Source organism: Rhodosalinus sp. K401 (genome assembly GCF_041365735.1).
In the GTDB taxonomy this organism is placed as follows: domain Bacteria; phylum Pseudomonadota; class Alphaproteobacteria; order Rhodobacterales; family Rhodobacteraceae; genus Rhodosalinus.
This window is the reverse complement of the sequence record NZ_JBGFSI010000008.1, coordinates 40,081-54,595: the sequence shown is the minus strand read 5'-3', so window position 1 is coordinate 54,595 and position 14,515 is coordinate 40,081. Positions and strand designations below refer to the sequence as shown.

Here is a 14,515-nt window from a genome sequence, read left to right as displayed (position 1 = left end):
TGCTTCGCTGCCGCAAGACGCGGCGGATCTTCCGTAGAAAAACGTGCCGAAGCCATGCGGGCGCGGCGGGGCGGACGTCTCCGAGCACCGCCGGGGCCGGGAAGAAGGACAGGATGCGATGACGATCTGGAACCTCGGCTCGATCAACGCTGATTTCGCCTATGCCGTGTCGCGTCTGCCGGGGCCCGGAGAGACGGTCGCCGCGACCGCGCTCGATCGTGGCCTGGGCGGCAAGGGCGCCAATATCTCGGTCGCCGCGGCGCGCGCGGCCGCGCGGGTTGTCCATGTGGGCGCGATCGGGCCGGACGGGCGATGGGCGGCGGAGCGGCTCTTGGAATACGGGGTGGACACGCGCCACATCGCCGAGGTGGGCGAGGTGACCGGCCATGCCGTCATCGCCGTCGAGCTGGGCGGCGAGAATGCGATCCTGATCTGGCCGGGGGCGAACGCCGCGATCCCGGAAAGCGTGCGCGATGCCGCGCTTGCCGCCGCGCGCACGGGCGACTGGGCGGTGACGCAGAACGAAACCAACGGCCAGGCCGGGTGGCTTTCGGCGGCGCGGCGGCTCGGGCTGCGAACGGCCTATGTCGCCGCGCCCTTCGAAACTGGCGCGGCGCGGGCGGCGCTGCCTCACGCCGACCTGCTGATCCTGAACGCGGTCGAGGCGCGCCAGCTGAGCGAGGCCACCGGCGCGGCGCCGGGTGCGCTGAGCGTCGCGGATGTGGTGGTGACGCGCGGGGCGGAAGGCTGCACATGGCACGGCCCCGGAGGCGCACGCGAGTTCCCGGCCGATCCCGTGCAGGCGGTGGACGCTACCGGCGCGGGCGACACCTTCGCCGGTTACCTGCTCGCGGGTCTGGACCGGGGCCTTCCCATGGCGCAGGCCATCGGGATGGCCCAGAGCGCCGCCGCGCTCATGGTCGCGCGGCGCGGCACGGCGGACGTGATCCCTGATCTTGCAGAGGTGCAGGCCGCCCGCGGCGCGCCCTAGCCGCCGGCGAAGGGCGCGGCCTCTCCCCAGAGCTCGCGCACCCGCGCGTCGCGCCCGCAGCGATCCCGGTAGCGGTTGTAGGCCACCCTTTTCGGCACGCCGATCCCGACGCTGGTGAAGGCGATGCGGTCGTCGCTCTTGTAGTAGTCCTGGTGATAGTCCTCGGCCCGGTAGAAGGGACCTTCCTCGAGGATGGGCGTCACGATGTCCTGGCCCAGGGCGGTCGCGGCGGCATCCTTAGCGTCCGTCGCGAGGCGGCGTTCGGCGGGGCCATCCACGAAGATCGCTGAGCGGTAGCTTTCGCCCCGGTCGCAGAACTGTCCGCCGGCATCGAGCGGGTCGATGGATCGGAAAAAGAGGTGCAGAAGCTGCTCGCGGCTGACCGCGTCGGGGTCGAAGCGGATCTGCACTGCCTCGTAATGGCCGGTTCCGCCCCGCACCACCTGCTCGTAGGTGGGGTTCTCGACCTTCCCGCCGGTATAGCCCGAGACCACCTCGGACACGCCGCGGACCTTCTCGAAATCCGCTTCCACGCACCAGAAACAGCCGCCGGCGACGGTCAGCACCTCGGTCTCGGCGGCGTGAACCTCTTTGGCGTTCACGGTGAGTCCCACCACGATCAGCACCGCCAGAAGCGCGGGCTTGAGGCTTCTCAGAAGACCCATCGCAGATTTCCTTCCAGAATTCGCGCGGGCAGGCTGGGCCGCGTGCGGGCTTTGCGCAAGCCACGAAACCGTGTGTCACGCAGGCGTGAGCGGTCCCCGCCGGCGGGTCGTGCGGGCTTGCGGGCGCGCGCGGACCCAGCCGGCCCCGCAGGGCCGGAGCGCGTGGAAGCTCAGGATCCCAGGCGCTTGCGCCGCGAGGCCAGCAGCTTCAGCCGGAGCGCGTTGAGCTGGATGAAGCCCTTCGCGTCGGCCTGGTCGTAGGCGCCGGCATCGTCCTCGAAGGTGACATGCGCCTCGGAATAAAGCGAATGGTCCGACCAGCGGCCGACCGTGCGCGCGAGCCCCTTGTAGAGCTTGAGCCGCACCGTGCCGGTCACGTGCTCCTGGCTTCTGTCGATCGCGGCCTGAAGCATCTCGCGCTCGGGCGAGAACCAGAAGCCGTTGTAGATGAGCTCCGCATAGCGCGGCATCAGCTCGTCCTTCAGGTGCGCCGCCCCGCGATCGAGCGTGATCTGCTCGATCCCGCGGTGCGCTTCCAGCAAGAGCGTGCCGCCCGGCGTCTCGTAGATGCCGCGGGATTTCATGCCGACGAAACGCCCCTCCACAAGGTCGAGGCGGCCGATCCCGTGCTTGCCGCCGAGCTCGTTCAGCCGCGTGAGCAGCGCGGCCGGCGACAGCCAGTCGCCGTTCACGCTGACCGCATCGCCCTTCTCGAAGCCGATATCGACGTATTCCGGCCGGTCCGGCGCGTCCTCGGGATGCACGGTGCGCTGATAGACGTAGTCGGGTGCGTCCTGTGCCGGGTCTTCCAGCACCTTTCCCTCGGAGGAGGTGTGCAGAAGGTTCGCGTCCACGCTGAAGGGCGCTTCGCCCCGCTTGTCCCTGGCGATCGGGATCTGGTGCGCCTCGGCCCATTCGATCAGCTTCGTGCGCGAGGTGAGGTCCCATTCGCGCCATGGCGCGATGACCTTGATGTCGGGGTCGAGCGCATAGGCCGAAAGTTCGAAACGCACCTGGTCGTTGCCCTTGCCGGTCGCGCCGTGGGCCACGGCGTCGGCGCCCTCGCGGGCCGCGATCTCGACCAGCCGCTTGGAGATCAGGGGCCGCGCGATGGAGGTGCCGAGCAGGTAGAGCCCCTCGTAGACGGCGTTCGCCCGGAACATCGGGAAGACGAAGTCGCGCACGAACTCCTCGCGCAGATCCTCGATGTAGACGGCCGAGGCCCCCATCATCTCCGCCTTCTGGCGCGCGGGCTCGAGCTCTTCGCCCTGGCCGAGGTCGGCGGTGAAGGTCACGACCTCGCAGCGGTATTCGCTTTGAAGCCACTTGAGGATGATCGAGGTGTCGAGGCCGCCGGAATAGGCCAGCACGACTTTCTTCGGCGCGTCCATTATGGGAACCCTTCGAAATCTTCGGCAGTCGCCGCTAGGTATTGAGTTTCCGGAAGGGGGGCAAGGGTTTGACCGATAACCGGCAGCCAGGCGCGAACGGGGAGGACATTCAGGTGGATCCGCCCGCCAAGCACCTGCGCCCGGAGGTGCGCGCGCAGTGGTCGTCCGAACCCGCCTTCGTCTTCTCCATGGCCGCCGCGGCGGTGGGTCTGGGCAATCTCTGGCGCTTTCCCTACATGGTGGGCGAGAACGGCGGCGGCGCCTTCATCCTCGCCTATCTGGTGGTGCTCTTCGGGCTCGCGGTGCCGATCATGATGCTGGAGGTCGCGGCGGGCCGTCTGCAGCACGGCAGCGTGGTGACCACCTTCGCCGGCCTGACGCGGCTCGGGCGGCCCTATGGCTGGTTCGTGGTCGCGCTGACCGTGGTCGTGTCCAGCTACTACCTCGTCATCACGGGATGGACGATGGGCTATGCCGTCAACGCGCTTCGGCAGGCGATCACGCTTTTCCGTGATTTCACCGCCGGTTACGGCTCCGTCTGGTATTTTCTCGCCGTCACCGCGCTGTGCGGCCTGGTGCTCTTGCGCGGCGTCCGCGCCATCGAGGCGTTGTCGAAGCTGCTGATGCCGGTGCTGGCGCTCATGATCGCCGGCCTCGTGGGCTTCGCCGCCACCACCGAGGGCTGGGGCCCGGCGGCGGATTTCCTTCTGCGGTGGGAGCCGGCCGCCCTGGCGCGGCCCGAGCTCTGGGCCTTCGCGGCGGGCCAGGCCTTCTACACGCTCGCCATCGGGCAGGGTTATCTCGTGACCTATGGCAGCTACATCCCGCGCAAGACCCATGTCCCGCGGGCCGCGCTGATCGTGACGGCGACCGAGACGGGGGTCGCGCTCCTGGCGGGCTGGATGATCTTTCCCTTCGTCTTCAGCGAGGGGCTGGCGCCCGATACTGGCAGCGACCTCGCCTTCACGACGCTGCCGCGGGTCTTCGACGGTCTGGCCGGGGGCGTCTACCTGGCGACGGCGTTCTTCCTGCTGTTCTTTTTCGCGGCGTTCTCGTCCTGCCTTGCCGGTCTGAAGGTCATCGTCGCCGCGCTGGCCGAGGAACTGAGCCTGCGCAACAGTCATGCGGTGGCCCTGACCGTGGCGGCGATGATCGTGCTGGGCCTTCCCTCGGCGCTGAGCTATTCGCCGCTCGCGCTGACGCTCTGGGGAATGCCGGTGCTCGATTTTCTCGACAGGTTCGGGGGCACGAACGTCGTCCTCGCCTCGGGCGTGATCGGGACCACGCTGCTGTGCTGGATGCTGCCGGCGCCGCGAATCGTCTACGCGCTGGGCGCCAAGACCGGCTGGTGGGCCTTGCGCATCCTGTTCGCCGGGCGCAGCCTGCCGTTTCTGGCGGTGGCGCTCTGGCTCTGGTATCTGCGCGCCGGGTAGCAACCGGGCGAGGGAGGCGAGCCATGTCCGATTTCCGCGAGGCGGCCAGCGCCGCCGAGCGCGCCATGCGCGACGTCTTCGAGCCGACGCCGCTGACGCTGAACGCGCACCTGTCCGAGCGCTTCGGCGCCGAGATCTGGCTGAAACGCGAGGACCTCAGCCCCGTGCGGTCCTACAAGCTGCGCGGCGCGTTCAACGCCATGCGCAAGCGGCTGGGGCAGGGACGTCTCTTCGCCTGCGCCAGCGCGGGCAACCACGCGCAGGGCGTGGCCTACATGTGCCGCCATTTCGGGGCGCGCGGCGTGATCTTCATGCCCGTGACGACGCCGCAGCAGAAAATCCAGAAGACCCGCATGTTCGGGGGCGAGGCGGTCGAGATCCGGCTGGTGGGCGATTACGTCGACGACACGCTGTCGGCCGCCAAGCGCTACTGCGCCGAGACGGGCGCGCAGTTCCTGTCGCCTTTCGACGACGAGGACGTGATCGAGGGCCAGGCCAGCGTCGCGGTCGAGATCGAGGCGCAACTCGGCGCCGCGCCGGACCGGATCGTGCTGGCTGTGGGCGGCGGCGGGCTGTCCGCCGGAGTGCGCAGCTGGTTCGGCCCCGCCGTCCCGATGAGTTTCGTGGAACCCCGTGGCGCTCGCTCGCTTTTCGCGGCGCTCAAGGCGGGTGAACCGGTGAAGCTCGACCGGGTGGACACCTTCGTGGACGGCGCGGCGGTGGCGATGGTGGGCGAGCGGACCTTCGCGCGCCTGTCGGACGTGGATCCGGCGGACGTTCTGTCCGCGCCGGAGGACCGGATCTGTGCCACCATTCTGGAGATGCTGAACGTCGAAGGGATCGTGCTGGAACCCGCGGGCGCGCTTTCGGTGGACGTGCTGCCCGCCCTGGCTGAGGTGATCCGGGGGCGGCGGGTGGTCTGCGTGACGTCGGGCGGCAACTTCGACTTCGAGCGCTTGCCCGAGGTCAAGGAACGCGCGCAGCGCTATTCGGGCATCAAGAAATACTTCATCCTTCGCCTGCCGCAGCGTCCCGGCGCGCTGAAGGAGTTCCTCGGCTATCTCGGGCCGGAGGACGACATCGCGCGCTTCGAGTATCTCAAGAAGTCGGCGCGGAACTTCGGCTCCGTGCTGATCGGGATCGAAACGACCGACGCGGCGAATTTCCCGGCGCTTTTCGGCAAGCTCGATGCCGCCGGTCTGGCCTACCAGGACATCACCGATGACGAGATCCTGGCGCAGTTCCTGATCTGACGGGGCTCAGGCCGCGAGCCTGTCGCCGACCTCCGCGCCGAACGTGGCGCGGGCGGCATCGTAGCAGGCCAGGATGCGATCGACCGGCACGGCCTCTCCGCGAGCGGCCATGCGCTCGCCCGCCTCGCAAAGCCGCGCCATCTCCGCGAAGCCCAGGTTGCGCGCGCTGCCCTTGAGGAAATGAAGCTGCATCCGGATCTCGCCGGCGGGTGCGGCGGAAAGGGCGGCGACGGCGGCGCCGGTCTCCTCGAAGAAGACCGCGACCACCTCGTAGAAATCCTCCGGCCCGACCTCCTCCCGAAGCTCGGCCACCCGCGTCCAGTCGATGATGGGCGTCTGGCTCATGCTGCGTTCCCCGTTCTGCACCCCCATCGGCGAACCGTGCCACCGCGGCGTTAAGCGACGGTTATCGCCCGCAGGGGACACCGCGCGGATTCACGGGTTCTTAGCATATCTCGGAGACGGTGCCGGAACACGCGGGAACCGGGGCGGCAAGAACGATGCAGGTATCGGCCGATAGCGCCGTTGCGGTCGACGCGCCGGGCGGCGCGATCCGGGACGTGCTCATCGTCGACGACAGCCGCTTTCAGCGGCGGATCCTCCGCGCGTTGCTCTCACGCTGGGGATTTCGCGTTCGCGAGGCCGGCAGCGGCATGGAGGCGCTGGCGCTCTGCGAGACGCAGCCGCCCGATCTCGTGCTCAGCGACTGGATGATGCCGGGCATGTCGGGGCTGGCCTTTTGCCGGGCGTTCCACGCGCTGCTCGGCAACGGGTCGAACTATTTCATCCTTCTCACGTCGAAGCGCGAAAAATGCGAGGTGGCGGAGGGGCTCGACGCGGGCGCGGACGACTTCCTGACGAAGCCGGTCGATCCGGAGGAATTGCGCGCGCGCATCAGCGCGGGCGACCGGATGATCGCCATGCAGCGGGAGCTGGAGGAAAAGAACCGTCTCATCTCGGAGACGCTCTCGGCGCTTCGGTCCGCCCACGACGCCATCGAAGAGGATCTGCGCCAGGCGCGCCGCATCCAGCAGGCGCTCGTACCAGCGCGGGACCAGCGCTTCGGGCGCGCGTCCGTGAGCGTGCTTCTCAGGCCATGCGGCCATGTGGGGGGCGACCTCGTCGGCGCATTCACCCCCGGCCAGGGGCTTTTGGGCCTTTACGCGATCGACGTGTCGGGCCACGGCATAACCTCCGCCCTGATGACCGCGCGCGTCGCGGGCTACCTCAGCGCGAATTTTCCCGACCAGAACCTTGCCATGGAACGGGGTCCCGGTTCCTCCTTCGTCCTGCGCCCGCCGGAGGAGGTCGCGTCGGCCCTGAACGACCGTCTTCTCGCCGAGGCCGGTATCGAACAGTATTTCACGATGCTTTACGCCACGGTCGACACGCGGGACGGGGCGGTCAGGCTCGTGCAGGCCGGGCACCCGCATCCGCTGATCCTGCGCGCGTCCGGCACTTGCGAGATGCTGGGCGCGGGCGGTCTGCCCGTGGGTCTCGTCGGCGAGGCCCGTTTCGAGCGGGTGGAGGCGCGGCTCGGCCGCGAGGACCGCCTGCTGGTCTGCTCCGACGGCGTGACGGAATGCCGGCTGGCGGGCGGGGGCATGCTCGGCGACGACGGTCTGATCGCCCTCGCGACCGAGGTGGCGGGTTCGGGCGCGCGAGGGTCCGCGTTTCTCGACGCGCTTTACGAGCGGCTCTTGCGGGCCATGCCCGACGGCGTGGACGTGGCCGACGACGTGTCGGCGGTGCTGCTCGAGCTTGACGGCTAGCGCAGAAAGCGGGCGGCGAAGCGGCGGTCGCCCGCATTCCCGAGCTTTCGCCACGCCTCGTTCCGCCGAAGCCAGACCGCCGTATGGCCGGGCTCGGGCGGTGCGCCCAGTGCGCGCACCGGGCGGGCGACGTAGATCGTGCAGAGCTTTTCGGCCCAGAGGTCGTATTCCGGCATGTAGGCGAAGCGGCGAAATGCGCCCAGGCGGCGCGGCGTGGAGATGATCCAGCCCGTCTCTTCCCACACCTCGCGGTGCAGCGCGACGAGAGGCGATTCGCCCGGGTCGATCCCGCCACCGGGCAGCTGAAGCTCGGGCTCGGGCCAGGCCTGACGGGTGACCAGAACCTGGCCCTTTTTCGGCAGCAGGGCATAAACCCCCGGACGCAGGACGTGGCGGCGATCGCGCGCGGGAGGAGAGCCATAGCGAGGGATCATGGCCGGGTTTCGTCCTATTGGCGCATTTCTTGCCATGCCTATATCGTGGCGGTATGCGAAACTCCACGCCGCAAGGATACTGAATGACCCTAGGTAGCAAGATCGCCTGGGACGACACCGTGTTGCCGTTCCAGCTCGACAAATCCGACACGCGGGGCCGCGTGGCCCGGCTCGACGGGGTGCTCGAGGGTGTCCTGAAGCAGCACGACTACCCGCCCCAGGTCGAGGCGCTGGTCGCCGAAATGGCCTTGCTGACGGCGCTGATCGGGCAGTCGATCAAGCTGCGCTGGAAGCTGTCGCTCCAGGTGCAGTCCAAGGGGGCCGTGCGGATGATCGCGACGGATTTCTACGCGCCCTCGGAAGAAGGCGAACCGGCGATGATCCGCGCCTACGCGAAGTTCGACCGCGAGCGGCTGACCGACGGCGACGCATTCGACCAGCTGGGCGACGGCTACTTCGCCATTCTCATCGACCAGGGCGAGGGCATGGCGCCCTACCAGGGAATCACGCCGATTTCCGGGAACTCCCTGTGCGCCTGCGCGGAAACCTACTTTGCCCAGTCCGAACAGCTTCCAACCCGCTTCGCGCTGAGCTTCGGCCGGTCGACCGAGCCCGGCATGGCGGAGCGTTGGCGAGCGGGCGGCATCATGCTTCAGCACATGCCCCGGGTCTCCGCCACCGCGGGCAGCGAGGGCGGCTCGGGCGAGGGCGGGCTTCTCGAGGCGCGGGACATCGTGCACGGCGAGGACGAGGAGAACTGGAACCGCGTGAACCTTCTTCTCGACACGGTGGAGGACATGGAGCTGATCGGCCCGGCACTGCCGCCCACGGACCTCCTGGTGCGCCTGTTCCACGAGGAGACGCCGCGCGTCTTCGAGACGCAGCCGGTGCGCTTCGGCTGCACCTGTTCGGAGGATCGCGTGCGCCGCGCCCTCTCGATCTACTCGGCGCGCGATATCGAGAAGATGACCACCGAAGAGGGCACTGTGACCGCCGACTGCCAGTTCTGCGGCGCGCATTATGTCCTCGATCCGGCCACCGTGGGTTTCGAGGCCGAGACGGGCGATGACACGTCCGATTGATGCCGACGCCCTGCGCGCCGCGCTCTCGCGCCCGGGTGATCCGAGCTCGGATTTCGATCTGAACCCGGGCTACCGGCCCGCCGGGGGCCGCAAGCTTCGCCCGGCGGGCGTGCTCGTGGCCATCGGCGGCGCGGGCGAAGTCTGGCTGACGAAGCGGTCCTCGGCGCTCAAGCATCACCCGGGTCAGATCGCCTTTCCCGGCGGCAAGCAGGACGAGGGCGACGCCGATCCGGTGAGCGCCGCGCTGCGCGAGGCGGAAGAGGAGATCGGCCTGCCGCGCGACGGGCTCGAGGTGCTCGGCACGATGCCATGCCACGAAACGGTGACGGGGTTCACGGTGACCCCGGTGCTCGCGCAGGTCCGCCGGGCCTTCTCTCCCGTGGCCGAGCCCGGCGAGGTGGAAGAGGTGTTCGCCGTGCCGCTGTCGCACCTCGCGGATCCTGGCAACTATACCATGCAGGCCAGGCGCTGGCGGGGACAGTGGCGGAACTATCTCACCGTGCCGTGGGGGCCCTATTACATCTGGGGCGCCACCGCCCGCATTCTTCGCAACCTTTCGGATCGGCTCACCCCATGAGCGCGCGGATCGAGGGCGCATGGATCGCGCGGCCGGGCACGCAGGCCGTCTGCGCCATGCTCACCCGGGGCGGGCACCGGGCGCTCTTCGTGGGGGGCTGCGTGCGCAACGCGCTTCTGGGCGCGCCGGTCACCGACATCGACGTGACGACCGAGGCGCGCCCGGAACGGGTGATCGAACTCGCCGCCGCGGCGGGCCTCAAGGCCGTGCCGACGGGGATCGACCATGGCACCGTCACCGTGGTGTCGGAGGGCGAGGGCTACGAGATCACCACCTTCCGCCGCGATGTCGAGACCTTCGGGCGCCACGCCGTGGTCGCCTATTCCGACGACATCCGCGAGGACGCGGCGCGCCGCGACTTCACGATGAACGCGCTTTACGCGCTGCCGGACGGCACGGTGGTGGATCCGCTCGGCACGGGGCTGACCGACCTCGAGGCGCGCCACTTGCGCTTCGTGGGCGATGCGGAAACGCGGATCCGCGAGGATTACCTGCGCATCCTGCGCTTTTTCCGCTTCACGGCGTGGTACGGCGATCCCGTGGCGGGCTTCGACCCGGCCGCGCTGTCGGCCATCGCGGAAACCCGGGGGGGCCTCGACGAACTGTCGCGCGAGCGGGTCGGCGCGGAGCTGAAGAAGCTTCTGGCGGCGCCGGACCCCGCGCCCGCTGTCGCCGTGATGGAGCGGGTGGGCGTGCTGATCCGGCTGCTGCCCGGCGCCACGGCGCGCGACCTCGCGCCGCTCGTCGCGCTCGAGGCGGCCGCGGGGGTCGCGCCCGATCCGATCCGGCGCCTCGCCTGCCTTGGCGCGGGCGAGGAGGAGGGGCGCGCGCTTCGGCTCTCCAGGGCCGAGATGCGCCGCCTCGGCCGTCTTCGGTCGCTCGTTGGAAACGGGCAGGGACCCGGCGAGATCGGCTATCGCCACGGCGAGGACGCGGCGCGGGACGCGTTGCTTCTGAGGGGGGCCGCGCTGGGCGAGCTTCCCGGCGACGAGGATTTCGCGGCCGCCGCCCATGGCGCGGCGCAGACCTTTCCGGTCAAGGCGCGCGATCTCATGCCCGAGCACGAGGGACAGGCCCTCGGCGAGCGGCTGGCCGATCTGGAGCGGCGCTGGATCGCTTCGGGCTTCAAGCTGCCGCGAGAGGCGCTGCTCGACTGAACCCGGCCCCCGGTGGCCTTTCCGGGACAGATCGCCGACACTCCGTCCCGATTCCGCACAAGAGGCCCCCCGGTGTTCCGACGCTTCGAAAACCTGGTCGATCCCTACGTGGCCTATCCGCCGACGGACCTGCCGCCGCAGACGCTTTACGCGTTCCTCAAGGACTACGCCCAGCCCTTCCGCCGCGTGTTCCAGTGGGCCGCGCTTCTGTCCGTCGCCGTCGCGGCGGTGGAGGTGGGGCTGATCTGGGCGATGGGCTGGATCGTCGACATCCTCGCGGGCGATCCCGCGCAGGTCTGGGCGGATCACGGCTGGCAGCTGATCGGGCTGGCGGCCTTCATCCTCCTGCTGCGCCCGGCGATCCAGGGGCTCGACGTGCTGGTGCTCAACAACGCAATCATGCCGAATTTCGGCACGCTCATCCGGTGGCGCGCGCACGCGCAGGTGCTACGCCAGTCGGTGGGCTGGTTCGAGAACGATTTCGCCGGGCGCATCGCCAATCGCGTGGTGCAGACCCCGCCCGCCGCGGGCGAGGCGATCTTTCAGGTGTTCGACGCGATCACCTTCGCGCTGGCCTACCTGCTGGGGGCGGCGGTGCTGCTTGCCGGGTCCGACCCGCGTCTCATGCTGCCGCTTCTCGCGTGGTTCGCGCTCTACGGCTGGCTCATGGCCTGGACGATCCGGCGCGTGGGCCCGGCAAGCCAGGCCGCGGCGGACGCGCGCAGCGCGGTGACGGGGCGCATCGTGGACAGCTACACCAACATCCACTCCGTGAAGATGTTCGCCCATCACGACCGCGAACTCGACTACGCGAAGGAGGCGATCGAGCGAACGCGCCAGACCTTCGCCGCCGAGATGCGGCTTTACACCATCATGGACATCGCGCTCGTGCTGCTGAACGGGTTCCTGATCGTGGGCGTGGTGGGCTGGGCCGTCGTGCTGTGGATGCAGGGGGCGGCCACGGTGGGCGCGGTGGCGGCGGCGACGGCGCTCACGCTGCGGCTCAACGCCATGACCGGCTGGATCATGTGGGCGCTGACCACGCTCTTCCGCCAGCTCGGCGTGGTGAAGGAGGGGATGGAGACCATCGCGCAGCCGGTGACGCTGGCGGATGCGCCGGACGCCCGGGCGCTCGCCGTCACCAAGGGGCGGATCGAGATCGAGCGCCTCACGCATCATTATGGGCGGGGGCATGGCGGGCTCGACGGGGTGAGCCTGACGATCCGGCCGGGCGAGAAGATCGGCCTCATCGGGCGCTCGGGTGCCGGCAAGTCCACCCTCGTGAAACTGCTCTTGCGGTTCTACGACATCGAGGAGGGGCGCATCCTGATCGACGGGCAGGATATCGCGCAGGTCACGCAGGAAAGCCTGCGCCGGCAGATCGGCATGGTGCAGCAGGACAGCGCGCTGCTGCACCGCTCGGTGAGGGAGAACATCCTTTACGGTCGGCCGGAAGCGACCGAGGCGGAGATGATCGCCGCGGCGAAACAGGCCGAGGCACATGACTTCATCCTCGATCTTCGGGACGCCGAGGGGCGGCGCGGCTATGACGCCCGGGTGGGCGAACGTGGCGTGAAGCTTTCGGGCGGGCAACGACAGCGCATCGCGCTCGCCCGGGTGATCCTGAAGGACGCGCCGATCCTGGTGCTCGACGAGGCGACGAGCGCGCTCGATTCCGAAGTGGAGGCGGCGATCCAGTCCACGCTTTACGGCATGATGGAGGGCAAGACGGTGATCGCCATCGCCCATCGCCTGTCCACGATCGCGCACATGGACCGGATTCTCGTGCTGGACGGCGGCCGCATCGTCGAGGACGGGGCGCACGACATGCTTCTGCGCAAAGGCGGGCTATATGCCGGATTCTGGGAGCGGCAATCGGGCGGCTTCCTCGATCCGGAGGCCGCAGAATGAAGACCGACCGGCTGATCGACGCGTTCCGCCCCGCCGAGGGGCCGCCGCCGCGCACGCTCGCCGCCTTCTTCGGCTGGTGCGTCTCGGGCGCCTGGCCCGCGCTCATCCTCGCCACGCTCTTCTCGGCGCTCGCGGGCGCGATGGAGGCCGGGACGGCCTTCGTGCTGGGCGCGGTCATCGATCACGCGCAGGCCAGCGGGCCCGAGGGTGTCTTCGCACCTGAAAGCATGGTGCTGATCGCCGGCGCGCTGGTCTTCTTCCTCGTGGCGCGTCCGCTCTTCTTCGGCCTCTCCGCGGCGTCGAACTCGATCCTCGTGCAGCCCAATGTCATGCCTCTCGTGCTGTCGCGGCTGCATCGCTGGGGGCTGGGCCAGTCGGTCACCTTCTTCGACAACGATTTCGCGGGGCGTCTTGCGCAGAAGCAGATGCAGACGGCGCGGGCCGTCACGGACGTGGCGTCCGAGGTCATCAACGTGGTGGCCTTCGCGCTCGCCTCGCTGCTGGGCTCGGTAATCCTGCTCGGCTCGATCGACATGCGGATGGCGGCCGTCTTCGGGCTCTGGCTGGCGGGCTACTTCGCGCTGATCCGCTTCTTCCTGCCGCGCATCCGAAAGCGCTCGGCCGCCCGCGCCGCGGCAAGGGCCCACATTTCGGGGCAGGTGGTGGACACCATCACCAACATCAAGACGGTGAAGCTTTTCGCCCATGACGATCACGAGGACCGCGCGGCGCTGAACGCGATGCAGCATTTCCGCGAAAAGGCGCTGCGCTTCGGCAAGCTTTCCGCCGCATTCCGCTTCGCGCTGATGACACTGGCGGGGCTTCTGCCGGTGCTGATGGTGGGCATGGCGCTCCTGAGCTGGCAGACGGGGGCAGCCACCGCAGGCGACATCGCCGCCGCTGGCACCGTGTCCATCCGCATCGCGCAGATGACCGGCTGGGTGAGCTTCACGCTGATGGCCATCTACTCGAACGTGGGCGAGGTGGAGGACGGCATCCGCACCCTGACACCGCCCGACCGGCTGGAGGACGCGCCGGACGCCGTGCCGCTTGTCGTGGGCGAGGGGCGGATCACGTTCGACGACGTGAGTTTCGCCTACGGCCGCCGTACCGGCGGCATCGAGCATGTGTCCTTCGAAGTGAAGCCGGGCGAGAAACTTGGCATCGTCGGCGCCTCGGGCGCGGGGAAATCCACGCTGGTGGCGGTGCTGCTCCGCCTCTACGACCCCGAATCGGGCCGCATCCTGATCGACGGGATGGACCTGCGCGACGTCACCCAAGAAAGCTTGCGCCGGCAGATCTCGATGGTCACGCAGGAAACGGCGATGTTCAACCGCTCCGCCCGGGACAACATCCGCTACGGCCGGCCCGACGCCACCGAGGCCGAGATCGTGGCGGCGGCGGAACGCGCCGAGGCGCACGGCTTCATCCAAGGCATGCGGGATCACATGGGCCGCGAAGGCTACGAGGCGCATCTGGGCGAGCGCGGCGTGAAGCTTTCGGGCGGTCAGCGGCAGCGCATCGCGCTTGCACGTGCGATCCTCAAGGACGCCCCGATCCTGGTACTGGACGAGGCCACCTCGGCGCTCGACTCCGAGGTGGAGGCCTCGATCCAGACGGCGCTCGAGCGGGTGATGGAGGGCAAGACCGTGCTCGCCATCGCGCACCGGCTATCGACCCTTTCCAGCATGGACCGGATCGTGGTCCTGCATGACGGCCGCATCGCCGAGCAGGGCCACCACGAAGAGCTTCTGGCGCGCGGCGGCCTTTACGCGCGCTACTGGGAGCGGCAGTCGGGCGGCTTCATCTCGACCCGCGAAGCGGCCGAATAGCATTTGAAGCGCCGGGG

Annotated in this window: 13 protein-coding genes; 9 read left to right on the top strand and 4 right to left on the bottom strand. The window is 69.2% G+C overall.

Annotated elements, in window-relative coordinates; all coding sequences use genetic code 11:
• Positions 1-118: 118 nt before the first annotated feature.
• Entirely contained in the window at positions 119-991 is an 873-nt protein-coding gene (locus AB6A66_RS10655; protein ID WP_371055867.1) for a PfkB family carbohydrate kinase, read from the top strand.
• On the opposite strand, the gene msrA is transcribed toward AB6A66_RS10655, so the two are convergent.
• Both msrA and AB6A66_RS10645 read right to left on the bottom strand, forming a co-directional pair.
• Positions 988-1,656 (bottom strand): peptide-methionine (S)-S-oxide reductase MsrA, encoded by a 669-nt coding sequence (gene msrA, locus AB6A66_RS10650; RefSeq protein ID WP_371055866.1) that lies wholly within the window; start codon positions 1,654-1,656, stop codon positions 988-990. The two genes, AB6A66_RS10655 and msrA, sit on opposite strands and share 4 nt — an antisense overlap.
• Positions 1,657-1,826: 170 nt before the next feature.
• Positions 1,827-3,047, bottom strand: coding sequence for an argininosuccinate synthase (locus AB6A66_RS10645; protein ID WP_371038836.1), 1,221 nt, complete (start codon positions 3,045-3,047; stop codon positions 1,827-1,829).
• Positions 3,048-3,115: 68 nt separating this feature from the next.
• Here AB6A66_RS10645 and AB6A66_RS10640 point away from each other — a divergent pair, with 68 nt between their 5' ends.
• Together AB6A66_RS10640 and ilvA are read left to right on the top strand one after the other, a co-directional pair.
• A complete protein-coding gene (locus AB6A66_RS10640) occupies positions 3,116-4,480 on the top strand; it encodes a sodium-dependent transporter (RefSeq protein ID WP_371055865.1) in 1,365 nt (454 codons plus the stop codon).
• Between the two features lie 23 nt (positions 4,481-4,503).
• On the top strand, positions 4,504-5,733 hold the full coding sequence (ilvA, locus tag AB6A66_RS10635; protein ID WP_371038834.1) for a threonine ammonia-lyase IlvA: 1,230 nt from the start codon (positions 4,504-4,506) through the stop codon (positions 5,731-5,733).
• Between the two features lie 6 nt (positions 5,734-5,739).
• On the opposite strand, the gene AB6A66_RS10630 is transcribed toward ilvA, so the two are convergent.
• Positions 5,740-6,078: an Hpt domain-containing protein gene (locus AB6A66_RS10630; RefSeq protein ID WP_371055864.1), complete on the bottom strand. Its 339-nt coding sequence runs from the start codon at positions 6,076-6,078 to the stop codon at positions 5,740-5,742.
• A 155-nt stretch (positions 6,079-6,233) separates the two neighbouring features.
• Here AB6A66_RS10630 and AB6A66_RS10625 point away from each other — a divergent pair, with 155 nt between their 5' ends.
• Positions 6,234-7,505: a PP2C family protein-serine/threonine phosphatase gene (locus tag AB6A66_RS10625; RefSeq protein WP_371055863.1), complete on the top strand. Its 1,272-nt coding sequence runs from the start codon at positions 6,234-6,236 to the stop codon at positions 7,503-7,505.
• On the opposite strand, the gene AB6A66_RS10620 is transcribed toward AB6A66_RS10625, so the two are convergent.
• A complete protein-coding gene (locus tag AB6A66_RS10620) occupies positions 7,502-7,939 on the bottom strand; it encodes an NUDIX domain-containing protein (RefSeq protein ID WP_371055862.1) in 438 nt (145 codons plus the stop codon). The genes AB6A66_RS10625 and AB6A66_RS10620 overlap by 4 nt on opposite strands.
• 83 nt (positions 7,940-8,022) lie before the next feature.
• Here AB6A66_RS10620 and AB6A66_RS10615 point away from each other — a divergent pair, with 83 nt between their 5' ends.
• From AB6A66_RS10615 to AB6A66_RS10595, 5 genes are all read left to right on the top strand, one after another.
• Positions 8,023-9,021, top strand: a complete 999-nt coding sequence (locus AB6A66_RS10615) for an Hsp33 family molecular chaperone HslO (protein ID WP_371055861.1) — start codon at positions 8,023-8,025, stop codon at positions 9,019-9,021.
• Positions 9,005-9,598 (top strand): CoA pyrophosphatase, encoded by a 594-nt coding sequence (locus AB6A66_RS10610; RefSeq protein WP_371055860.1) that lies wholly within the window; start codon positions 9,005-9,007, stop codon positions 9,596-9,598. The genes AB6A66_RS10615 and AB6A66_RS10610 overlap by 17 nt, the downstream gene beginning before the upstream one ends.
• Complete coding sequence (locus tag AB6A66_RS10605; RefSeq protein WP_371055859.1) at positions 9,595-10,755, top strand: CCA tRNA nucleotidyltransferase; 1,161 nt, start codon at positions 9,595-9,597, stop codon at positions 10,753-10,755. The genes AB6A66_RS10610 and AB6A66_RS10605 overlap by 4 nt, the downstream gene beginning before the upstream one ends.
• 72 nt (positions 10,756-10,827) lie before the next feature.
• Positions 10,828-12,666: an ABC transporter ATP-binding protein gene (locus tag AB6A66_RS10600; protein WP_371055858.1), complete on the top strand. Its 1,839-nt coding sequence runs from the start codon at positions 10,828-10,830 to the stop codon at positions 12,664-12,666.
• Positions 12,663-14,498: an ABC transporter ATP-binding protein gene (locus AB6A66_RS10595; RefSeq protein ID WP_371055857.1), complete on the top strand. Its 1,836-nt coding sequence runs from the start codon at positions 12,663-12,665 to the stop codon at positions 14,496-14,498. Before AB6A66_RS10600 ends, AB6A66_RS10595 begins: the two co-directional genes overlap by 4 nt.
• Positions 14,499-14,515 lie beyond the last annotated feature (17 nt).